This is a genomic window from Streptococcus sp. HMSC078H12 (assembly GCF_001814615.1).
Classification (GTDB): domain Bacteria; phylum Bacillota; class Bacilli; order Lactobacillales; family Streptococcaceae; genus Streptococcus; species Streptococcus salivarius_F.
The window spans coordinates 157,216-179,556 of sequence record NZ_KV817316.1 but is presented as its reverse complement, the minus strand read 5'-3'; the positions used below and the strand labels follow the sequence as shown (position 1 = coordinate 179,556).

The following is a 22,341-nucleotide window of genomic DNA, read 5'->3' as shown; positions in this document are numbered from 1 at the left end:
CCTAGTCAATCCGAACGCTGTCCGTCGTGTCCTGGGTAATTTCCCCATCGCGGATGACAATCTTACGTCGGGCATAGTCTGCAATCTCTGGCTCATGAGTAACCATGATGATAGTCTTTCCCTCACGGTTCAGCTGGGTTAAGAGTTCCATAATCTGCATCCCTGTCTTGGTATCAAGAGCACCTGTAGGTTCATCCGCCAAAATGATTGCCGGATCGTTAGACAGTGCACGCGCAATGGCAACCCTCTGCTTCTGTCCACCAGACAGCTCCGATGGTAGGTGATGGCTACGGTCTGACAAGCCAACTTTTTCCAAGAATTGTTGTGCCCTTTGCTTACGTTCACGTGGAGATTTCCCTGCATAAATCAAAGGAAGCTCTACGTTCTTTTGGGCGCTTAACTTTGGCAAGAGAAAAAACTGTTGAAAGATAAAGCCAATCTGGTCATTTCTTACCTTGGCTAGGCGATTTTCAGAGAGTTCAGCCACATCCTCGCCCTCGAGTTGATAGGAACCTGTAGTCGGTTGATCAAGAAGACCGATAATATTCATAAGGGTTGACTTCCCTGAACCAGAAGGGCCCATGATTGCCACAAAGTCCCCTTCTTCAACTGACAAATCAATACCCTTGAGGACCTGCAGGGACTCTTGACCATTTTTGAAAGACTTGGTGATCCCCTTTAAAACCATAAGAGCTGGCTTAGTCACTAGACTCCACCTCGCCTCCACTAGTGTCTTTTGATTGTTTGCTATCAGCATCCGTCACATCTTTTAGGGTTTCGCCATCCTTAAAGGATTTATCTGCCTTGGTGATAACTTTTTGACCTTCTTTAAGTCCTGAAGCAATTTCCTGTTGCTTGGCATCCGCATTGCCAAGTTTGACCTTGACTTGCTTGATTTTCTGAGTTTCATCATCGTAAACCCAGACATAGTTGTCAGAGCCTTTCTTGGTCACAGCAGTTACAGGAACCAACAAGGCATCATCATCTTTGGTCACTTCAAGAGATACATTAAAACCTTGTTTCAGTTTTCCGATAGGACTAGTCAATTGAACCTTGTATTCATACTGAGAACCTGACTGACCTGAGTTGCCAGATGTCCCCGTTGACTGGTTGGCATTATGCTTAGGATAATTGGAAACATAGCTGACCTTCCCTGTCCAAGTTTGGTCTGGGTATACTTTGGAAGTAATCTTGACCTTTTGCCCCACTGAAATATTTGGAATGTCATATTCTGTTAAGGTCCCTTGAATCTCAAATTGGCCTTCACTTGTCACATGAACTAGGGTTTGGCTCTCTTTTGAAGCAGGGTCCACAGAGTCCGCGACTTCTACGACTGTCCCATTAGCATCTGAAACAATGACTGTTTGGTTGAGAACATCTTGTGCCTTTTCTAGCTCCGATGCTGCATTGGCAATGGCATCATTATAATCTTGCAAGGTTTGGTAATTACTTGCCTCGGTTTGCTGACGCTGTTGAGAACTAACGGTAGTTGTCGAATCATCCTCATCCGAATCACTACTTGTTTGTGCTGAAGCCGCAGGAGCCGTCCCATACTGTTGGAAATAATTACGGTCACGAACTGCCTTATTGTAGGCACGACTAGCCGTATCATAAGCCGCTTGGGCTGAGGTGCTGTCGTATTGGACCAGTTGCTGACCGACGCTAACTTCCTCACCCACAGAGACTGTCACAGTGGCATTGCGTCCAATGGTATTGTCAAAATAAACATACTGTTCCGACTGAGCCTTCACCATGCCAGTCAGAAGGGTCGACGAGGCTAGCTGCCCCTTAGTTACCTTACTTGCTGTAGGGGACTCAGAAGCCTTATCTTTCTTGCCACCACCTGCAAAAAGGTTAAATCCTAGGACCAAAAGGACAAGGAAGCCAATTCCTCCAATGATCCAAACTCTTTTTTTATTTTTAAATAACTTTGGACTGATTTTCTTTCGCATAAGTCTCTCTTTTCTTTTGTATCACATAAATAAAACAATTGTAATACTTTTAACTTTCTGTGTCAATGGCCTTCGCTTAAATCCATGACACCATAGTGCAGCTTTTGATTGGGACGAATCTGACGTTCAAACCCAAGTTCCTCAAAAACGGTATCTCGAAAATGCGCCTTGATGATAATTTTTTCTCGTGCGACACGCTTAGCCTCATTTAACCATTCTTCTGTCAGACGACTGCCATTAGCTAGAGGTTTGATAGCTTGTAGATTTTCCGATTCCTTGATAGTCTCTGAAAACATAGGATCAGCATAAATGATATCAAAAGAGTGATCAGCTTGAGCCTTCAAAAAAGACAAGCTATCGCTCTTAATAGCTTTAATAGAACGCATGGCTTTTTCAAGCTGCTTGTCATTTGTCTGATACGTGGCCAGACCACGAGAAACCACCTGAAAAATCACATCTTGACTCTCAAGGGCAGTCAGCTGATTTCCCGCTGCTGCCATCACTAGGCTATCAGAAGCCAGACCCATGGTCGTGTCAAGAATAGCCTTGGGAGACTTACCTAAAAGACTGACTAAAGCGTCATGGGGGGCCTTAATCCTGAGAACTGCTGTATCTGGATGAAAGGACAGCTCACTGCCATCCGCATTGACAAAAGACAATCTGTCCTTATATAGAAGATAAAAAGCTCCAAATCGCTCTAAACATTTTGCCAAGGATAACTTGCGACGAGGCTGGTAGTCAGCTCCTAGCTCCAGAGCTAATTCTTGGGCATGCGCAATCAAGGCCTCATTTTCACGTAAAGATGTGGTAATAATCATGTTACTAGTATAGCAGAATCTTAGGAAACAAAACCATAGTCTTAGCTTTCATTTTAATTTGATAGCTTACATTTGTGTAAGAAAAAAGCCCCAGCAAGGCTGAGACTCAGAACATAATTAAACTATTTTTAAATATGAAATAGATTTTGCGAACCTAGTAAGCTTATACCGAGACTTTTCCCAGTGATAAAAACGTCTGAAACGATTAGTTTCAGGCGTTCGGAAGTTTTGAGACTTTTGGCTCAAAACTGAGTCATGGAACTTCGCAGAAGGTCGCTGACGACCGTCATCACTTAAGAAAAGTCTCAAAAGAAAACTTTGTCATCAATAAAAAAGCCCCAGCAAGGCTGAGACTTTATTTCGTGATTAGATAGCTTCTGTTGTAAAGCTACGGCTTTCAAGCACACGCACCATAGCATCTGCTGTATCAAGCGCTGTGAAGAGTGGAATTCCAGCTTCAATAGCTGAGCTACGGATAGCTGCTCCGTCTTCGTCATAAGTACGTTTGTTACCAACCGTATTGATAATAGCTTGCGCTTTACCTGTACGAACGAGGGCTGGAATATCGTTATCATCATTTTCACCCAATTTGTTAACAAGCGTTGCGTGAACACCGTGTTCATTCAAGAACTTAGCTGTTCCTTCAGTCGCATAGATACCATAACCGATGGCATCGAAACGACGGGCCAAGTCAAGGGCTTCTTCTTTAGTATCATCATGAATAGTAAAGATGACGTTACCAAAGGTTGGCAAATGGAGGTAAGATGCTTCAAAGGCTTTGTAGAGCGCTTTTTCAAGAGTCGCATCTGTACCCATAACTTCACCAGTTGATTTCATTTCAGGTCCAAGGAGGCTATCTACCTTAGCCAATTTTGTGAATGAGAAGACTGGTGCTTTGACATGAACATGGTTGCTTTCTGGGTAAAGACCATCTTTGTAACCTTGCTCAGCCAATGATTTACCAAGAATCAAGTTTGTAGCAACTTGAGCCATTGGGATATCAGTAACCTTAGACAAGAATGGTACGGTACGGCTAGCACGTGGGTTAACCTCGATAACATAGACCGTTTCATCCTTAATAACAAACTGAATGTTCATCATACCGATACAGTTAAGACCAATAGCCAAGCGTTTAGTGTAGTCAGCGATAGTCTCTTGGATTTTCTTAGAAAGGGTTTGTGGTGGGTAAACTGCCATTGAGTCCCCTGAGTGAACCCCTGCACGTTCAATGTGTTCCATGATACCTGGAATCAAGACATCCTTACCATCAGAGATAGCATCCACTTCACACTCACGTCCAATGATATAGCTATCAACAAGGACTGGGTGGTCTGGACTTGCCTTAACGGCTGTACGCATGTAAGAACGAAGGTCATCTTCATTTTCAACGATTTCCATGGCACGTCCACCCAAAACGTATGATGGACGAACAAGAACTGGGAAGCCAATCTTACGAGCTGCTTCAACCGCTTCTTCTTCGTTTGTCGCTGTTTGTCCTGGTGGTTGTGGAATGTCCAAATCTTTAAGGGCTTGTTCAAAGAGGTCACGGTCTTCGGCACGGTCAAGGTCAGCAACCTGTGTACCCAAGATTTTCACACCAGCTTTAGACAATGGCTCTGCCAAGTTGATGGCTGTTTGTCCACCAAACTGAACCACGACACCCTTAGGTTGTTCCAATTCGATAACGTTCATCACGTCTTCGAAAGTCAATGGTTCGAAGTAAAGTTTATCTGAAACTGAGAAGTCTGTTGAAACTGTCTCAGGGTTAGAGTTCATGATGATAGCTTCATAACCTGCAGCCTGGATAGCTTTTACAGAGTGAACTGTCGCATAGTCAAACTCAACCCCTTGCCCGATACGGATAGGACCTGAACCAAGAACGATGACAGATTCTTTATCAGATTTGATTGATTCATTTTCCCACTCGTAAGTTGAGTAGAAATATGGTGTTGATGACTCAAACTCAGCCGCACAGGTATCGACCATCTTGTAGACAGGAACAATGTTATTTTCCAAACGTGTGGCACGAACTTGGTCAGCTGTTTGATTCCAAAGATCAGCAATCTTACGGTCAGAGAAACCATTACGTTTAGCTTCTTTCAGAACATCAACATCGCCTACGTGAGTAGCTAATTCTTGTTCCAATTCAAAGATATGGAGCAATTTGTCAAGGAAGAAGATATCAATCTTAGTCAACTCTGACAATTCTTCAATAGTGTATCCACGACGGATGGCTTCAGAAAGGTAGAAGAGACGGTCGTCTTGAGCTTTGACAATCTTTTCAACCAAGGCATCGTCTGTGACGTCCGCAAGCTCAGGCATCTCATTGTGGTAAACACCGATTTCAAGTGAACGGCAGGCTTTAAGAAGTGACTCTTCGATGTTACGACCGATAGCCATAACTTCACCTGTGGCTTTCATCTGAGTACCAAGACGACGTTCACCGTGTTCAAATTTATCAAATGGGAAACGTGGAATCTTAGCAACCACATAGTCAAGAGCTGGTTCAAACATGGCATAAGTTGTACCAGTGACTGGGTTAATCATTTCATCAAGTGTCAAACCAACAGCGATCTTGGCTGCCAATTTGGCGATTGGGTAACCAGTTGCTTTTGAGGCAAGGGCTGATGAGCGTGATACACGAGGGTTTACTTCGATAACATAGTACTTGAAGCTATTAGGATCAAGAGCCAACTGTACGTTACAGCCACCCTCAATTTTAAGGGCACGGATAATCTTCAAGCTGGCATCACGAAGCATTTGGTTTTCAATATCTGACAAGGTTTGCGTTGGGGCAAATACGATTGAGTCCCCTGTGTGGATACCAACTGGGTCGAAGTTTTCCATGTTACATACCACAAGAGCATTGTCTGCAGCATCACGCATAACTTCGTATTCGATTTCCTTGAAACCAGCGATAGAACGTTCAATCAAACATTGTGTTACTGGTGACAATTTCAAGCCATTTTCAGCGATTTCACGAAGTTCTTCTTCGTTGGCACACATACCACCACCAGTACCACCAAGGGTAAAGGCAGGACGCACAATAACTGGGTAGCCAATTTCTGTCGCAAAGGCAACTGCTTCTTCAACCGTATTGACGATTTCAGATTCTGGAATAGGTTGTTCCAAATCTTCCATCAATTGTTTGAAGAGGTCACGGTCTTCTGCTTGGTCAATGGCAGACAATTTTGTTCCCAAAAGCTCTACTCCAAGCTCTTCAAGAATACCAGCTTTTGACAATTCCATTGCCATGTTCAAACCAGTTTGTCCCCCAAGTGTTGGCAAGAGAGCGTCAGGACGCTCTTTACGAAGGATACGTGTAACAAATTCAAGCGTAATTGGTTCAATGTAAACCTTGTCTGCGATTTCTTTCTCAGTCATGATTGTCGCAGGGTTAGAGTTAACAAGGACAACACTGTAACCTTCTTCTTTCAAGGCCAAGCAGGCTTGCGTACCAGCGTAGTCGAACTCAGCAGCCTGACCAATGATGATAGGACCAGACCCGATAACCATAATTTTTTTAATATCAGAACGTTTAGGCATAATTTATGATACAAAGCCCGTTAAGGACCCAGTGAAAATAGGAAACATGACGACGACGCCCAAGCGTCTAGTCACCGTTTATCTTTTTCACACAGTCCTTAGGGCGTGTTCACTTCCGTGAACCTGTATCTTCTCCTTTCTATTTGACAACTCTCTGGTTGTCATTAAATAAGGTAGTAGACTGGGGCGAACAAGAGTCACACCCCACTATAGTCACTAGACAGTTGCAATTAACGACGTGCTTTTTCAGCTTGGAAAGCATCAATCAATTCCAAGAACTCATCAAAGAGATAGCTAGCGTCGTGTGGACCAGGTGCTGCATCTGGGTGGAATTGCACTGAGAATGCTGGGAAGTCACGGTGACGAACACCTTCAACTGACTTATCGTTAATTTCTTCGTGTGTTACCATGAGGCAATCTGGAAGTGACTCACGGTCAATGGCATAACCATGGTTTTGGCTAGTGAAATCAACACGACCAGTCGCAATTTCACGAACCGCGTGGTTAAATCCACGGTGACCAAACTTCATCTTGTAGGCCTTGGCACCATTAGCCAAACTAAACAACTGGTGACCCATACAAATACCAAAGATTGGAATTTTACCTTGGATGCCACGAATCATATCAAGTGCATATGGTACATCTTCAGGGTTACCTGGACCATTTGACAACATCACACCATCTGGATTAAGGTGGAGAATTTCTTCAGCAGTGATATCATGTGGCACAACAGTCACGTTACAATCACGTTTTGAAAACTCACGCAAGATAGAGTGCTTGAGACCAAAGTCAACCAAAACGATATTTTTACCAACACCTGGTGCTGGGTAGGCTGTCTTAGTTGATACCTGCTCAATATTGTTGGTTGGCAAAACAGTCGCACGCAATTGATCTTGCAAGTGCTCAATACTGTCACCAGGGCTGGCCAAAGTGGCTTTCATGGTACCGTGTTGACGGATAATCTTAGTCAAGGCACGTGTATCAATACCAGAGATACCAGGGATATTTTTCGCTTTCAAAAACTCATCCAAGGTCATTTGGTTACGCCAGTTGCTGGCACGACGGCTAGCCTCTGACACAACGACACCCTTTGTCGTTGGCTTAATTGACTCATAGTCGTCACGGTTAACACCATAGTTACCAACAAGTGGATAAGTAAAGGTCAAAATTTGACCATTGTAAGACTGGTCTGTGATAGATTCTTGATAACCTGTCATACCAGTATTAAAGACGATTTCACCCGTCACATCCACATCAGCACCGAAGGCCTGACCTTCAAAAATAGTGCCGTCTTCCAAAATAAGTAAACGTTTTGCCATTATAGTAAATTGTTCCTTTCACTAAGATACAAAGGGCGTTAAAATCTGAATGAAAAGCAAATCTGACAGAGAAGCTCTAGCCTCTAGAAAGATTTGTCTCTTTTCAAAGATTTAGCCCATGTTCTTTTTCGTCTGATTCTCTCAGGAATCGGTTAACGTTGTTTACGCTTTGCCATTTAAAATAGCTTCAATAATTGCCATACGGACAAAGACCCCGTTTTGCATCTGAGCAACGATACGAGCCTTAGGCGCCTCAACCAGGCTATCAGCAATCTCCACATCACGATTAACCGGAGCAGGATGCATGATAATCGCCTGATCAGCTAACTTGGCATAACGTTCTTCAGTCAAACCATAGAGAGCATGGTAGTCTTCTTTTGAAAATCCTTTGTCATCCCCATGACGCTCGTGCTGAACACGAAGCAACATGAGAACATCCAAGTCCTCAATGACATCGTCAATGGCCACATGCTGACCATAAACATCAAACTCATTCGAGTACCACTCTGCCGGACCAGCAAAATAAAGCTGAGCACCCAAACGCTTGAGAATCTGCATATTTGACTTAGCGACACGCGAATGCGTAATGTCACCTGCAATACAAATCTTAAGATTTTCAAAGGTTCCAAACTCTTCGTAAATGGTCATCAAGTCAAGCAAACACTGACTTGGGTGTTGCCCTGAACCATCACCACCATTGACAATAGAGGTCTGGATGGTTCTACTATCAATCAACTGCTTGTAGTAATCAACTTCCGAGTGGCGGACCACACAGATGTCAACACCCAAGGCAGACATGGTTAAGATCGTGTCATAGAGGGTCTCACCCTTGTTCACCGAGCTAGTTCCAGCATCGAACTCAATCACATCCAGGCCAAGTTTTTTCTCCGCCACTTCGAAGGACTTGTGCGTTCGTGTTGAATTTTCAAAAAAGAGATTGGCAGCGAAATACTGTCGATCCAGCTGGAAGTCAGCTCTGCCATTTTTAAAATCTCCACCTCGACGAATCAGGCCCAAGACCTCTTCATTCGTGAGGGTTTCCATTGTCACCAAATGTTTCAGTGACACTTTTCCATCTGCAATCGCCATAGTTTTTCCTTTTAAATTGATTGACTAATCTTTGCTACCTTTTTTAGGATCTGGCAAGATTTGGTAAAGCAAGATACCAAGAATGGTTGAACTTGCCACACCCGTGATTTGAAGACCGCCAAGGTCAATCATCAAACCACCGATACCAGATACCAAGATAACACTAGCAATCAAGAGATTCTTTTTATTATCAAAATCAATCTTATGTTCAACTAAAATTTTCAAACCGCTAGCAGCGATAACCCCAAAGAGGGCAATAGACAACCCGCCCAATACAGGAGTTGGAATAGAATGCAAGAGTGCTGATAGCTTACCAATAAAGCTCATCAAGACCGCAATCACTGCCGCGCCCGCAATAACGTAAACTGAGTAGACCTTACTGAGGGCCATAACCCCAATATTTTCACCATAAGAAGTTACCGGAGGAGCTCCAAAGAAACCAGCGATAATTTGTGCCAAACCATCACCAGTAAGGGTACGGTCAAGACCTGGATCTTTGAAGTAGTCACGCTCAGTCAAACTGTTTAGAACCATGACATGACCAAAGTGTTCAGTCATCGTCACAAAGGCAATCGGAGCCATGGTCAAAATCGCACTTGGATAGAGCTTAAAGCTATAATCCACAAATGGAATGTCAAAGTTTGGAACTTGAATCCAATGTGCCGCCGCTACCTCTGAGAAATTGATAAAACTATGTCCTGTCAGCAAACCAAGAACCGCTGAGAAAATATAGCCCACAACTAAACCAAGCAAAATTGGGATGACACCGACAATCTTCTTGCCATACATGTTAAAGAGGATAACCGCAAAGAGGGTCACCATCGAAATCAATAGAGCATAGATACTATAGCTTTTATTTAAAGTTGTCGCATCATTGACTGCATTAGCCGCAAGGTTCAAACCAATCACCATGATAATGGGACCAACCACGATTGGTGGAAGGACCTTATCAATCCAGTCTTTACCCGCATACTTAACAATCAGAGCCACAAGCAAGTAAACTAAACCACCAGCCATGGCACCTTGAGCGACCGCTGCAATCCCATCAGTCTTCATAAGTGTCTGCATAGCCGCAATATAGGCAAAGCTAGACCCCATGTAAGCTGGAATTTTGTACTTGGTCACCGTCAAGTGAGCCAAAGTTCCCAAACCAGATGAGAAAAGAGCAATAGCGGGATCAATCCCAACCAAAATCGGCACAAGCACCGTCGCACCAAACATGGCAAACAAGTGCTGGAATGACAAACCAACCAATAAACCAGGTTTTGGCATATCATTCACATCATATTTTACGTTATTCACGATATCAAAGGACTCCTTAAAATTAAGATACAAAGGGCGTATAAAGAGCAAAGTAAAATTAGGAAATCCGACGCAGAAGCTTTAGCTTCTAGGAAGATTTATCTATTTTACACAGCTCTTAGCCCGTGTTCAATTAATAAGATACAAAGGGACGCTTTGGCTTAGCCAAACATTTCTGTAGAAAAATAGGAAGTCGACAACGTACTCACAAGAGTGCTAGGAGACTTATCTTTTTTCCTAAGAAATGAGTCCCGTGTTCAATTAACAAGATACAAAGCCCGTCTAAAGCCTAAAGCAAAAATAGGAAATATGATGACGGAGCGCCAGCTCCTAAGAATATTTATCTTTTTTTGCACAAGGTTTAGGGCGTGTTCAATTAAGTAAGATACAAAAGGCGTTTAAGCCTATCTGTCAGCTAACTTAGCTTGGATCGATAATGTTGACGCTATCTTTGCCATCAACTTCTGCGACCAAAACTTCAATTTCTTCTGACTCACTAGTTGGGATATTTTTACCAACATAGTCCGCACGGATTGGCAATTCACGGTGACCACGGTCAACCAAAACAGCCAAACCAACACGCGCCGGACGTCCATGGCTAACGATATTATCAATAGCTGCACGAATCGTACGACCTGTGTAAAGCACATCATCCACAAGGATAACATCTGTACCATCAATTTCAATAGGGAAAACAGATGTGTCTTGCTCAGCCTTAACATCATCACGGAAAGCTTTAGTGTCAAGCTCAATCAATGGCACATCAAGGTTTTCCAACTGTTTCAAGCGCTCTTGGATACGCTGTGCAATATAGACACCACGTGTCTTAATACCAGCCAAGACAATCTTGTCGAGATTTTTGTTACGCTCAATAATCTCATAAGTGATACGTGTAATGGCACGTTTCATGGTTACGTCATCGACGATCTCTTTTTTCTTCATAAAAAGAACCTTTCTAAATACAAAAAAATCCCCTCGAAAACAAGGAGATACACAAAAATATGAGTACAGTTCACCCGTACACTTCTCATGGCTCCTTGCCTGCCTCTCTGGACAGTGATTAAAGGACTTATTTAATTAGGTAAATTATAGCAAATTTCAGACTCTTTTACAAGAAAAAAACGGACGCCCCTCCCAAGAAAGACTATCCGTTTAATAACTGTTACGCTTCTCTCAACTTCTCCAAGGTTTCCTTGAAAATAGCAGGTTCTTCCGCTGTAAATTCGACCAATTCTCCAGTCGTAGGATGTGTGAAACCAAGGGTCTTAGCATGTAGAAATTGGCCATGGCCCTTGAGGGTCTTGCGTGGCCCATAAAGAGGATCTCCCGCAACCGGGTGACCGATATAAGCCATATGTACACGAATCTGGTGCGTGCGACCTGTTTCCAGCTGCAACTCTACCAAAGTATAGTTACCAAAACGTTCAAGAACAGTAAATCGTGTTACTGCTGGTTTTCCTTTAGCTGTGACTGCCTGCTTCTTGCGGTCCTTATCTGAACGCCCAATCGGAGCCTCAATCACACCTCGATCGTTAGGCAAATTGCCATGCACAATAGCCACATACTTGCGAAGGGACTTCTTATCCTTAAGCTCAGCCGCCAAAGCATTGTGAGCCTTATCATTCTTAGCAATCATAAGGAGACCAGACGTGTCCTTGTCGATACGGTGGACAATCCCTGGACGAACCACACCATTGATAGACGAAAGGTCCTTGACATGATACATTAGGGCATTGACCAAGGTACCAGATGTGTGACCAGCTGATGGATGGACAACCATGCCTTGAGGTTTGTTGACCACTGCCACATCCGCATCTTCATAGATAATATCCAAAGGAATATCTTCGGCCTTGTACTCCAAGACCTCTTCTTCTGGCAATTCATAGGTGATGACATCACCCTCTTTAACCGCATACTTGGCCTTTGCCGACTTACCATTAACCAAGACCGTTCCAGCCTTAATCGCTTCATTGGCCTGACTACGTGACAATTCTGTCAAATCTGCCAAAGCCTTGTCCAGACGGTTTCCCGCCTCTTTAATGATGACTTCCATTTTCCTCTTTCCATAAGATTAAAATCAAGAGCAGTACGCCCACCGTTAGATAGGAGTCTGCCACATTAAATATTGCAAAATCAATAAAATCAAGCTGAACCATATCAACCACGTAACCCAAGTGCAGACGGTCGATGAAGTTGCCAATACCACCTGAGATAATCAAAACCAAAGATAGTACCAGCCAAAGACTCTTCTGGTAATTCTTAACCAGATAAACCATAGCCGCACCAATCACTAGAACTGTCAAAATCACAAAGAAATATTTCTGATTCTGTAAAATCGAAAAGGCAGCACCACGGTTTTGCAGATAGGTCAAGCTGAAAAGTCCAGGAATCGCCTTGATAACTTGGTTAAGGGCAATATTTGCCACAACCCAATGCTTAACCCACTGATCCAAACCAATCAAAGCCAGAATAGCCAAAGGAATCGCAACCTTACGCATAAATCCTCCTATGGTTTGTAAGTATCAAAGTAGTCAAACATAACATTGACAAACTTGAGAGCACAAGATGACAAGTTAATCCCTTTACGACGGACATAAACCATCTTGTTATCCAAATTATCCTCAAGCGGAATCACCGTAATCCCGTTCACACTTTGTGCATCCAAGAAACCAGATCCCGTCGCATAGGCATCCGTACGTTCCAAGATACCGTTCAAGGTCGCACGGTCTGTCACGTTAAACATCAGAGACGAATCTGACGTATCCACAAAGTTTTCAGAATAGTAAAGATACTCGTCCTTCTCCTGAGTGAAACGCACTGTAGGCAAGGCCGCCAAGTCCTCCATGACAAGACTTTCTTTTTTAGCCAGAGGATGGCCCTTACGGAGATAAATATGCGTTTTAAACGGAATCAAATCAATAGCCTCAAGCCCAAGCTTGTCCATATTTTGATGGATTCCCTTGCTATTTTGACGATTCAAATAGATAATCCCAATCTCACTGTGCCCCTTGGCTACCTCATCCAAAATCTGAATAGTCGTAGACTCAAAGATACGGAAATCCTTATAATCAGGATAGCGCTCTGAAAAAGTCGTAATCAAAGGTGGCAAAAAGTCATAGTGCTGACTAGTAATCGAAAACTGGTTGCCCTTTTCAGAAGCATTGAGATAGCGATTTTCAAAACTATCAAAACTGCGTACCACCTCAAGCGCACGCTCATAAAAGGTCATACCCTGACTGGTCAAGACAGCCCCCGTCGTTGTACGGGTGAAAATTTGGAAATTCAGCTCTTGCTCCAAATCCTTGATAGCCACCGAAAGGCTAGGCTGACTCACAAAGAGCTTGCTGGCTGCCTCACGGAAGGTTCCGCTGTTGGCAATGGCTACGACATAACGTAGTTGTTGTATGTTCATGTGTGACACTTCTTTCTTGAAAAATCAATCAATATCATTATACCAGATTTTATCCTCTTTTTGTTGATACTAAAAAGCCCAGGCACCCCTGAGCTTGAATCGCTAACAAAATAGTCTTATTCGTCTGATTTGTCTGTCAAGAAGTACTCGTTTTCACGTTTGTCATAGTCAAAAGTTAAACGAACAGCATCTACCTTTCCACTTTCTGGATTATAATCACGGTAGCTAAGACTGACTGACTGAGTGAGATCGCCTTGTTCAGTTTGTGTCATTTCATGATAAGTGAAACTAGCCTCTGGGTGTTTTTCAACAACCTCAGAAAGTCGTGTCCCCTTGAGCAAATCAGCTTGTGTACCTACAGACAACTTTTCATAGTCATCTTTTGTCCAGTTGCTATGATAGTCATCGACTTCTTTGACCTTACCATAGTCGAAGGTTGCTGAGGCAGATTTCAAAACATAGACACCGTCTTTTTGCTCGAAAGTCAAACGAACATAGTTGTTTCCATCTGTGTTTTCTTTTCTATAGGTAAGATCTAACAAATCTGGTTTATCTTCCTCGTAAGCATCACTATACTCGGCATCAGTCGCCTTACCGTGAGCATCCAAGACCTCGTCCAATGTCAAAGTACCAACCTTCAACTCCTTAAACTGATCCTCAGTCCAGTCAAACTTATAATTCTCATCGATGTACAGATAAGCTCTATCGTGACCGTCACTTTGGAACTGCTCAGCATGGTTCATGACAAATTTCACTGCTTGATAGCCTGCTCCAGCAAGCGAAGTCATGAAGAAGATGATTGACATGACTAGGGCAATAATAGAAAGTGCCTTGCGTGTCGACTTCAGACTCAAAACCAAAGTCACAATAGCTAGAATGATAAGGAAGAAAGCAAGGAAAGTAAAGACAAAACCGAAAGGAAGCGTCCAAGACAAAATGACGAATAGAATCCCCAAAACTAGGATAATAATCGGCAAAGCAATATTAACAAAAGCATTGTTCTTGGTTACTTTTGGCTTGTAATAAGGGTTTTCCAAAGGTATCTGGCTTGCCTTTGGAGCTTCTTTTTCTTGCTCTTTCTCCATATTCAACTCAGGCATTGGCTTAGGAGCTTCCTCCTCTAATGCCACCTGAGCCTCGTCTGGTTGCGTATCTGCCACTGAGTCAGCTGTCACCTCTTCAGTAGCTTCAGAATTATCCACCTGCTGAGCCTCAACCTGCTCAGACACTTGAACACTTGGTTCCTCCGAAGCAATGACAAAGCCCTCTTTCTTAGCTTCCATAAACTCCTCAGGACTTGGTTTACGTCCATTGACGTCCTCAAAGTGACGCACCCATTCTTCTCTAGTTGCCATAGCTGACTCCTTTATCTCTTTTTCTTTATTTTATCATACTTTAATCTCGTCTTATGAAAATAAGGTCGGATATAAGAGAGAATTTTTTGAGACTGCCTGAGGTGCTTAAGTGACAAGATATCTCATGAAAAGAGACGAAAGAAGAAAAGAAACTGGCCCCAAAAGTTAGATTTTTTCTGTCACACTTTTGAGGGCAGTTCAATATTAGTAAGACTAGTTTTTTATATTTAAATGTATAGCTATGTATCTAGTCTTTTTTAATCTCCAAACTAAGCTTATAAAAACTATAAAGGCTATAAGCAATTGCAATGATTCCCAAGAAACCAAAGTATACATTATCCTTTAAACTCTTCAGATAAATGCCAATTATTATAAAGAGAAAGGTATTGATCAAAATGACTAATCTTTTATTTTCTATCTTGCCTATTTTAAGTACCAATAGTCTAATAATAAGTATCGATGGAGAGAATAAAACGGCAATTATTATAAGTAAAATATTTTTTCTGCTAATTAAATTAGCTTTAATGTCTTTTTGGGATTCTTTTTCAATATTCATCTCTTTAAATAATAGTTCCAGTGAAACATTATCAGGTTCACTTTTTCCTAATTCCCATTTAGAAATCGTCTGACGAGTAACAAATACTTTATCTGCAAGTTCTTGCTGAGTCATACCTGTTTTAGTTCTATATTCTTTAATCAACGTAGCAATGTCCATTTTAATACCCCTAGCTTATTTCTATTCTTCGATAAAAGGCTCTATCAACAAAATTGCTATTAATATTATATAGAGAGGAAGTTTATAAATAAAGTAAGTAGCAACGAGTAATAGAAACAATAACATTCTCGTAACCCACGGATATTTGTTTGATAAACTGACCAATAAATTAACTAAAGGTTTCAGTATCAACCCCATTAATCCAAAAGCAAGCACCCATATAAAATTAGTTTTGTTTTTCTTAATAAATTGTAACATTAAGAATACCTCCTCAGATTTGTTACTTTAAATTTATCAAGACCCATGACTAAAAGCACGCAACGAATAGTAAAATATGCGCAACGTCCTTAGAAACTAGGATGCAACGCTCCAAGTCATTACGCAACGAGGAGAATATTACCTCTTAAAAGTACGAAATGGCAGTACATTAGAATCTAAAGACAGTGAAATTTTATAATAATTAAGCTGTACTATTTTAAAGTCTATATTTTCATAAACTTTTGTTTGTCTTCGAGACCAAAACGTTGGACTACGACCTTCATATTTTTGAAGCTTCTACTTTTGTAGTTACACTTTCATTAACTTTAATCATCTTTATTACGTTTCCATCAATCTTATAATTAACTTCAAAACCTGTTGGTCTTCTCTATGCACCTTACCCCTGCATCCTCCTATACTCCTTCGACTTCTCGCCATACCAGTCCTTAGCTGAGTAGCCAAACTGCTCTCTATATCGCTCGGAGTATTTGAAGAGGTAATAGCCTCGTAGCAAATCAATGGAAAAGACATAAGTCGCAAAGACAAAAATAGCAGGCATTAGGGGCATCAAAACTGCATCAATACTCCCTCTGATGTCGCTCCCGGTAGAGCGGTCAAACAGTACCAGTCCAGCTGTAATCCCCGTTCCTCCTAAAAAGACCAAGCCATCTGAAATTTTTTCGGTTACAAGAGCTACCATAGGGCTAAACTCTGTCTGATTTTGAACGGCTTCTCTCAGTTTACGGGGAACCGTTCGAATCAAATAATAAATGGACAGAAGAAACATAGCCCCCGATAGTATACTGACAATATTTCGTCGTGTCATCATCATTATACCAGCACATACTGTAAAGATAGCGAGTAAGACTACCATGTAAAAGTAGGTGCAAAATTTTAGTTTCATCGGACTTCTTCTGTGCTTTATTGAAAAGAAAAGATAGACCAGATACATGACTACATAGAAAAGAATGACTGACCACTGAATCCAAGAAAATCTTGGATTTTGATCAAGCGTCAATCCTTTTATAAACATGGGCATAGCAATGGAGAAGAAATAAATAACAATTGAAGTAATAAACAAGCCAATAAATCGTTTCCAGCTCCCTTTTTGATTGAACTTGTCTACGGTCTCCTTAGTAACAAGAGACTGGCTTTGCTCGAATGTATAATTTAAGAATTTCAATAGTTTTCTCCTTTTATCAAGAAAAAACAGGAAGGTTTCCCCTCCTGTTCCTTAATTAATCCTCATCTGGACCTGATTTATAAGTAAGGTAGAATGTATCTTCACCTTCTTTGGTATCAAATGACAAGTAAACACTCTTGAGTTTGCCATCTTCAGCCTTATAATCACTATAAGAAATAGTCATTTCTTTTTTGAATTCACCTTGACGAGATGTTGAAATCGTGTATTCTGCACTTGAAGCTTTAGGGTGATCCTTAACGACATCTTCAAGTTTTGTACCGTTTGATGGATCAGTGTAATCCCCCTTATTGAGAGCATCAAACTGTTCTTTTGTCCAGTCAGCTTTATAAGACTTATCAACTTCTACCTTATCTTGAGGGAATCTACCTGAAGCATATGACAAGATAAATGTACCATCATATTGTTTCGTAAAGGTTAGGTAAACACTTTCACCATAGTCTTTACCAGAGTAGTTCAACTTCATCTCATCGCCAGAGATTTGTGCATCAGAAGCCTTACCATAAGTCTTGATGATAGACTTAACGGTATCTTTACCGACTTTCAATTTCTGGAACTTAGATTCATTCCAGTCAAATTTAGCATTTTTGTCAATGTAATCGTTGACGTCAGTGCTATCACCTTTTGAATCAGATTTAGAGTCAGATTTTGAATCGCTGTCATCATTTTTCTTGTCAGCATCATCGTCTTTATCAGCAACTTTTGATGTCTTGCTTGAGCTTGTGTTATCACTAGCGTTTTGAGAGATTTGGAAAATCAAACCACCAATAGACACAAAGAGCATGAGACCAGCAACACCTGTTGCAATGATTGAAAGCAATTTCTTGCTTGATTTAAGGCTAAAGACAAGTGAAACAACTGCCACCGCAACTGCGAGGACTGTCAAGATGATGAAGAGCCAAGCAGGACCTACAAACCATGCCAAGACTGCAAAGATTACTGAAAGTGCAATCGCAACGATTGGCAAGATAAGATTGAAAAGAGGTTTATCTGCTGAGCCAGCTGCTGCTGGATTAGGAACTGTTCCAAATCCTTGAGCTGATGAGATAGGTGCCTTTTCAAACATGCTTGAATCAAATTGTGGTGTTGGTTGTTGCACAGGTGCTTCTGAGAAAGCTTCTGCACCAAATGGTGATTCACTGCTTGCTTGTTCTGCGACGGCATCCTCAGCTGTTTCAGCTACATCTGCGATGTCATCTTGTTCTGTGACTTCTTCAGTAGCAACTGGTTCTGGAGCTACTTCTTCAGCGACAGGTTCATTAGCTAGTGCTTCAACAGATGCTGCTTGAGCAGCCAAAGCACTTGTATCAAAGTCAGCTGCTTTAGCATCCAAAAATTCTTGGGGGCTAGGCTTACGCCCGTGTACCGACTCAAAGAGTTCAGCCCATTCTGCTTTAGTTGACATAAAAATCTCCTTTTTTCAAGAAATCCAAACAAGAGGTCCCTTCAGCTTAGCGAAGTTTTCTATAGTTAGGATTTAGACACCTATCTCTGATAAGAGCAAGTAGCATGCGTCCTTTCAAAAGTCAGCTCTCACTTTTTAGCCTGAGGCAACCTTTTTCCTATATCTAGTCCCATTGTTCATTTTCTTGTTGATAATCCCATTCTACCATAATTAAAGACCTCTGTTAACCGTTTCCCAAAAGGTTTTTTTCTGCTACAATAGTAGGTATAATGCACCAAAGGAGTTATATATGAAAAACATTAAAAAGTACATTCCATTAATTATTGTACTTGTTATCGCAGGCCTAGGTTTTGCCTTTCGTGAGAACATCGCACGCGCCGTTCGTGGAGATGCTTATGTTGATAATAAGATATTCACTAAACAATTAGAAAAAGCCCAAAAATCTGGAAAAGATGCCTTTCCACAGTTGTCAGACAAGGTTGGTAAGGACGAAGCTGAAGTTATCCTCCACACTTCAAAGGGTGATATCACAGTCAAACTCTTCCCTACACTTGCTCCAAAGGCTTCTGAAAACTTCTTGAAACATGCAAAGGACAAATACTATGATGGTCTTACCTTCCACCGTGTCATCAAGGACTTCATGATTCAAAGTGGCGACCCTAAGGGTGACGGTACTGGCGGAGAATCTATCTGGAAGAAAGGTTTCGCTGTTGAGCCTACACCATTCCTCTACAACATCCGTGGCGCACTTGCCATGGCCAATACTGGTGCTAAGAATTCAAACGGCAGCCAATTCTACATTGTTCAAAACAAGGACGATCAAAGCAAGCAACTAGGAAATGCTGGCTATCCAAAACCTATCATTGACGCCTACAAAAAAGGTGGTTACCCAGCTGGTGATACCAAATATACTGTCTTTGGACAAGTCATCAAAGGCATGGATGTCGTTGATACCATCGCTAACCTTGAAGTCGATGACAACAGTAAACCAAAAGAGAATGTAACGGTTAATTCCGTTGAAGTCGTTAAAGACTACAAATTCAAATAAACAAAAATCCGAGAAGTTGATTCTCGGATTTCTTTTTTATTTAACAGCGGTAAGGAGATAATCACCAGTGTTAACACGAGCTTCTTTAGTCGTTAAGACATCATCAAAGTCAGCCGTATTGGTCACAATGACTGGTGTGATGACTGGTAATTTTGCCTCTCGGATAGTTGCTAGGTCAAATTCGATAAGTTTTTGTCCTGCTTCTACAACTTCACCTGCTTCCACATAGGTCTTGAATCCTTTACCAGCAAGAGAAACAGTGTCCATACCAATATGAATGAGAAGCTCTGCACCATTTTCAGTTGTCAAACCAATCGCATGACCAGTAGGGAAGACTAAATTAACCGTTGCCTTAGCTGGTGCGACCACTACCCCATCGGTAGGGTCAATAGCGATACCCTTACCCATAGCTCCTGAGGCAAAGACTTGGTCAGGAACTTGGTCAAGTGGGACAATATTCCCGATAAGTGGGCTCGCAATAATTTCTTGTTGAATTTCCTTAGGAGCAGGTGCAGCTTCTTCAGCTTTTTCCTCAACCTTAGCTGCCCCACCACCGTAAAGAGTTGGTACTGGTGCAAAGAGTTGGATAAGGAAGGATACAAGAGCACCCACAATGGCAATAATAATGGCAAAGATAACTTTAGAAAGGTTACCGTCAGGCCCAATAAGGCTTGGGAAGACAAATACACCCAGACCACCCATTGAATACATCTTAATATCTAAGGCCATCATGGCAGCCCCCATAAGTCCTGAAACACCACATGAAATGTAGAATGGCGTTTTCATTGGAAGGGTTACCCCATAGATAGCAGGTTCTGTCACCCCAAAAATAGATGAAATGAAGGCTGGCATAGAGATGGTACGGACTTTTTCTTCTTTCGTCTTAAGCATGATAGCCCCCAATACACCTGTTTGCGTGAAACATGGAAGGATAGCTGCTGAAAGAATCGTAGAACTTCCGTTTGTTGCCACATCTAAGATAGCAAGGGGAACAAGCGCCCAGTGCATTCCGAACATAACCAAGACTTGCCATAGGATACCAAGTACAAGACCAAAGACAATCGGACTAAAGTTCATGATTGCTTGGAAAAGACTTGTCAATCCATCAGAGAAAGCATTGGCAATTGGTCCCACCACCAAGAATGTTAATGGTACCGTAATGAGCAATGTAAAGAAAGGTACTACGAAGACTTTAATGACATCTGGAGTAATCTTAGTAAAGAATTTTTGAATGTAAGAAGCCACCCAGATTGCCAAGATAGAAGGCATTACTGTTGAGAGGTAACCCCCTGCAGGAAGCGTAAACGGAATAACCCCTAGAACATGACCTTGACCTGCCTTTTGAAGAGCTGTCACTAGCGTAGCAATATCAGGATAAACAAGTGCTCCTGCAACCGCAATAGCTGTAAACTCATTAACCTTGAAACGACGAGCTGATGTCAAGGCAATCAAGATTGGCAAGAACTGGAAGAAACCATCCCCCGCCGCATTCAAGATAACATACATAGGACTTGTCGCAGCTGACAGGCCACATGCCGCCATGATAGCGACTACCCCTTTGATAATCCCGGCCGCAGCCAATGGACCAAGGAAAGGTTGGAAAATACTTGATACCAAAGATACAAAGCGGTCAAAGAGATTACCCTTTGGTGCATCTCCCTCATCAAGATCAAGACTTCCACCTGCTGGAAGACCACCAACCTGGAGGACCTCCGCATAAACATCAGGCACATGGTTACCGATAACTACCTGATATTGTCCACCTGCCTTAACAACAGTAACAACGCCGTCACGGTTCTTAAGGTAGTCATCATCTGCTTTAGATTCATCTTTCAAATCAAAGCGCAAACGTGTCACACAGTGTTTCAAGTTATTGACATTTTCCTTGCCACCAACGTGTTTGATAATGTCCTCAGCTAATTCAGTATATTTAGCCATAGGGGCTCCTTTCTTGTCTAGGATCCTAGTTTTCTTTGAGGCTTTTTCAACGAAAAAAACCTAAATAAATACCAAGAACCAATTGGGATGAGCATACACTACTCCCATTAGTTTTTCGTATTTATCTAGGTTTTGCCTGCTGACCAGTAACAATCCTTTTGCTATGGTTCTATCTTATCAGAGTCCAAACGTTTTTGCAAGCCCTTACATAATTGTTTTTTGTTTTTCGAGGTAAATTCTTGACCAAGAGTATAAGTCATGATAAACTATTGTTAGTTTATAAACTAACAGAAAGAGAGTTACACGATGAAAACAAGAGCAATTATTGAATTTAAAGATACATACGCTAGCATGGAATGCCACAAGCTTGGTTACCAAACCAAGGAAACTGCCTTGGCTATTATTTCCCCTACTGGACATATTCTATCAAGTACACCGCTTTTCAGAAAGGCATATGGTTCGAACACTGCTCACATCGACCAGCTTCCTTTCAATATAGATAATCTCAGTATCACAGCAAAAGGTCTCAGTAAGAAAGCCAAAGCCAACTTGGAAGATTGGATTGCCCATACTATCATTCTTCCAATGGACTATGATAAGTACTTTACTAAGCATCTAGAACTTTTGCACCTCCTAGCAGAATCACCTATCGTTGAGTCTGTCCAAGCCTTGACTTATAAGACAGTTAAAATCCATTTTTCTGAAGCACTCAATGATGAGCATATTCGTCAACTACAAGGGTTTATTCTTGCTCAGGCAGGTATTTATAGCTATATTGGGACATCTACAGTTTCAGACCGAAATGCCTACCAGGCTCTTGAATGGGCTAAACTTGATGTTAATGGTCGTTCACACAACGATCATAAGCCTGCTATTTTTCATCGTAGCAAAGGCCTCTTAGGTGGCTTCTTTCACCACGGAAACCAAGAAAGTATTGCATAACTAATAACTGGGACACCTTGTGTCCTTTTTTTGCAACAAAA

The 22,341-nt window shown here is 41.8% G+C and carries 19 protein-coding genes; 2 read left to right on the top strand and 17 right to left on the bottom strand.

Annotated features, from left to right (window positions below; all coding sequences use genetic code 11):
* Position 1: 1 nt before the first annotated feature.
* The 16 genes from HMPREF2979_RS02240 to HMPREF2979_RS02165 form a co-directional block, all read right to left on the bottom strand.
* Complete coding sequence (locus tag HMPREF2979_RS02240) at positions 2-688, bottom strand: ABC transporter ATP-binding protein (protein ID WP_263426207.1); 687 nt, start codon at positions 686-688, stop codon at positions 2-4.
* 10 nt (positions 689-698) lie between these two features.
* On the bottom strand, positions 699-1,952 hold the full coding sequence (locus HMPREF2979_RS02235; RefSeq protein ID WP_070654914.1) for an efflux RND transporter periplasmic adaptor subunit: 1,254 nt from the start codon (positions 1,950-1,952) through the stop codon (positions 699-701).
* Between the two features lie 62 nt (positions 1,953-2,014).
* Positions 2,015-2,770, bottom strand: coding sequence for a class I SAM-dependent methyltransferase (locus tag HMPREF2979_RS02230; protein WP_070654912.1), 756 nt, complete (start codon positions 2,768-2,770; stop codon positions 2,015-2,017).
* 366 nt (positions 2,771-3,136) lie between these two features.
* Positions 3,137-6,316, bottom strand: coding sequence for a carbamoyl-phosphate synthase large subunit (gene carB / locus HMPREF2979_RS02225; protein ID WP_070654911.1), 3,180 nt, complete (start codon positions 6,314-6,316; stop codon positions 3,137-3,139).
* A 230-nt stretch (positions 6,317-6,546) separates the two neighbouring features.
* Positions 6,547-7,635: a carbamoyl phosphate synthase small subunit gene (locus HMPREF2979_RS02220; RefSeq protein WP_002885900.1), complete on the bottom strand. Its 1,089-nt coding sequence runs from the start codon at positions 7,633-7,635 to the stop codon at positions 6,547-6,549.
* A 162-nt stretch (positions 7,636-7,797) separates the two neighbouring features.
* Complete coding sequence (locus HMPREF2979_RS02215; protein WP_002890256.1) at positions 7,798-8,724, bottom strand: aspartate carbamoyltransferase catalytic subunit; 927 nt, start codon at positions 8,722-8,724, stop codon at positions 7,798-7,800.
* Positions 8,725-8,748: 24 nt separating this feature from the next.
* Positions 8,749-10,026: a uracil-xanthine permease family protein gene (locus HMPREF2979_RS02210; protein WP_002886039.1), complete on the bottom strand. Its 1,278-nt coding sequence runs from the start codon at positions 10,024-10,026 to the stop codon at positions 8,749-8,751.
* A 420-nt stretch (positions 10,027-10,446) separates the two neighbouring features.
* The gene (gene pyrR / locus HMPREF2979_RS02205) at positions 10,447-10,968 is read right to left on the bottom strand and encodes a bifunctional pyr operon transcriptional regulator/uracil phosphoribosyltransferase PyrR (RefSeq protein WP_002886175.1); all 522 of its coding nucleotides are present in this window, start codon (positions 10,966-10,968) and stop codon (positions 10,447-10,449) included.
* A gap of 220 nt (positions 10,969-11,188) precedes the next feature.
* Positions 11,189-12,079 (bottom strand): RluA family pseudouridine synthase, encoded by an 891-nt coding sequence (locus tag HMPREF2979_RS02200; protein WP_002886027.1) that lies wholly within the window; start codon positions 12,077-12,079, stop codon positions 11,189-11,191.
* The gene (lspA, locus tag HMPREF2979_RS02195) at positions 12,063-12,524 is read right to left on the bottom strand and encodes a signal peptidase II (RefSeq protein WP_045771929.1); all 462 of its coding nucleotides are present in this window, start codon (positions 12,522-12,524) and stop codon (positions 12,063-12,065) included. Before lspA ends, HMPREF2979_RS02200 begins: the two co-directional genes overlap by 17 nt.
* Before the next feature lie 8 nt (positions 12,525-12,532).
* A complete protein-coding gene (locus HMPREF2979_RS02190) occupies positions 12,533-13,438 on the bottom strand; it encodes a LysR family transcriptional regulator (RefSeq protein WP_045771930.1) in 906 nt (301 codons plus the stop codon).
* A 116-nt stretch (positions 13,439-13,554) separates the two neighbouring features.
* The gene (locus HMPREF2979_RS02185) at positions 13,555-14,793 is read right to left on the bottom strand and encodes a CD20-like domain-containing protein (RefSeq protein ID WP_045771931.1); all 1,239 of its coding nucleotides are present in this window, start codon (positions 14,791-14,793) and stop codon (positions 13,555-13,557) included.
* Between the two features lie 247 nt (positions 14,794-15,040).
* Positions 15,041-15,508, bottom strand: a complete 468-nt coding sequence (locus tag HMPREF2979_RS02180) for a helix-turn-helix transcriptional regulator (RefSeq protein WP_004183019.1) — start codon at positions 15,506-15,508, stop codon at positions 15,041-15,043.
* A 21-nt stretch (positions 15,509-15,529) separates the two neighbouring features.
* Positions 15,530-15,766: a hypothetical protein gene (locus tag HMPREF2979_RS02175; protein WP_037599660.1), complete on the bottom strand. Its 237-nt coding sequence runs from the start codon at positions 15,764-15,766 to the stop codon at positions 15,530-15,532.
* Between the two features lie 397 nt (positions 15,767-16,163).
* Positions 16,164-16,670 (bottom strand): hypothetical protein, encoded by a 507-nt coding sequence (locus HMPREF2979_RS10395; RefSeq protein WP_232219561.1) that lies wholly within the window; start codon positions 16,668-16,670, stop codon positions 16,164-16,166.
* A 334-nt stretch (positions 16,671-17,004) separates the two neighbouring features.
* Positions 17,005-18,372, bottom strand: coding sequence for a hypothetical protein (locus HMPREF2979_RS02165; protein ID WP_070654907.1), 1,368 nt, complete (start codon positions 18,370-18,372; stop codon positions 17,005-17,007).
* Between the two features lie 289 nt (positions 18,373-18,661).
* On the opposite strand from HMPREF2979_RS02165, the gene HMPREF2979_RS02160 reads away from it, so the two are divergent.
* Positions 18,662-19,420: a peptidylprolyl isomerase gene (locus HMPREF2979_RS02160; RefSeq protein ID WP_002886160.1), complete on the top strand. Its 759-nt coding sequence runs from the start codon at positions 18,662-18,664 to the stop codon at positions 19,418-19,420.
* Between the two features lie 36 nt (positions 19,421-19,456).
* Here the strand turns inward: HMPREF2979_RS02160 and HMPREF2979_RS02155 are convergent, their stop codons facing one another.
* Positions 19,457-21,358 (bottom strand): beta-glucoside-specific PTS transporter subunit IIABC, encoded by a 1,902-nt coding sequence (locus HMPREF2979_RS02155; protein ID WP_064524825.1) that lies wholly within the window; start codon positions 21,356-21,358, stop codon positions 19,457-19,459.
* Between the two features lie 306 nt (positions 21,359-21,664).
* Between HMPREF2979_RS02155 and HMPREF2979_RS02150 the strand changes: the two genes are divergently transcribed.
* Entirely contained in the window at positions 21,665-22,300 is a 636-nt protein-coding gene (locus tag HMPREF2979_RS02150; RefSeq protein WP_064524823.1) for a hypothetical protein, read from the top strand.
* Positions 22,301-22,341 lie beyond the last annotated feature (41 nt).

Excerpts from the sequence above, each read along its gene's own strand:
- carB (WP_070654911.1), bottom strand. The coding sequence starts at position 6,316 with ATGCCTAAACGTTCTGATATTAAAAAAATTATGGTTATCGGGTCTGGT.
- HMPREF2979_RS02220 (WP_002885900.1), bottom strand. The coding sequence starts at position 7,635 with ATGGCAAAACGTTTACTTATTTTGGAAGACGGCACTATTTTTGAAGGT.
- pyrR (WP_002886175.1), bottom strand. The coding sequence starts at position 10,968 with ATGAAGAAAAAAGAGATCGTCGATGACGTAACCATGAAACGTGCCATT.
- HMPREF2979_RS02240 (WP_263426207.1), bottom strand. The coding sequence starts at position 688 with ATGGTTTTAAAGGGGATCACCAAGTCTTTCAAAAATGGTCAAGAGTCC.
- lspA (WP_045771929.1), bottom strand. The coding sequence starts at position 12,524 with ATGCGTAAGGTTGCGATTCCTTTGGCTATTCTGGCTTTGATTGGTTTG.
- HMPREF2979_RS02215 (WP_002890256.1), bottom strand. The coding sequence starts at position 8,724 with ATGGCGATTGCAGATGGAAAAGTGTCACTGAAACATTTGGTGACAATG.
- HMPREF2979_RS02185 (WP_045771931.1), bottom strand. The coding sequence starts at position 14,793 with ATGGCAACTAGAGAAGAATGGGTGCGTCACTTTGAGGACGTCAATGGA.
- HMPREF2979_RS02165 (WP_070654907.1), bottom strand. The coding sequence starts at position 18,372 with ATGTCAACTAAAGCAGAATGGGCTGAACTCTTTGAGTCGGTACACGGG.
- HMPREF2979_RS02150 (WP_064524823.1), top strand. The coding sequence starts at position 21,665 with ATGAAAACAAGAGCAATTATTGAATTTAAAGATACATACGCTAGCATG.
- HMPREF2979_RS02200 (WP_002886027.1), bottom strand. The coding sequence starts at position 12,079 with ATGGAAGTCATCATTAAAGAGGCGGGAAACCGTCTGGACAAGGCTTTG.
- HMPREF2979_RS02235 (WP_070654914.1), bottom strand. The coding sequence starts at position 1,952 with ATGCGAAAGAAAATCAGTCCAAAGTTATTTAAAAATAAAAAAAGAGTT.
- HMPREF2979_RS02180 (WP_004183019.1), bottom strand. The coding sequence starts at position 15,508 with ATGGACATTGCTACGTTGATTAAAGAATATAGAACTAAAACAGGTATG.
- HMPREF2979_RS02190 (WP_045771930.1), bottom strand. The coding sequence starts at position 13,438 with ATGAACATACAACAACTACGTTATGTCGTAGCCATTGCCAACAGCGGA.
- HMPREF2979_RS02155 (WP_064524825.1), bottom strand. The coding sequence starts at position 21,358 with ATGGCTAAATATACTGAATTAGCTGAGGACATTATCAAACACGTTGGT.
- HMPREF2979_RS02230 (WP_070654912.1), bottom strand. The coding sequence starts at position 2,770 with ATGATTATTACCACATCTTTACGTGAAAATGAGGCCTTGATTGCGCAT.
- HMPREF2979_RS02160 (WP_002886160.1), top strand. The coding sequence starts at position 18,662 with ATGAAAAACATTAAAAAGTACATTCCATTAATTATTGTACTTGTTATC.
- HMPREF2979_RS02175 (WP_037599660.1), bottom strand. The coding sequence starts at position 15,766 with ATGTTACAATTTATTAAGAAAAACAAAACTAATTTTATATGGGTGCTT.
- HMPREF2979_RS10395 (WP_232219561.1), bottom strand. The coding sequence starts at position 16,670 with ATGAAACTAAAATTTTGCACCTACTTTTACATGGTAGTCTTACTCGCT.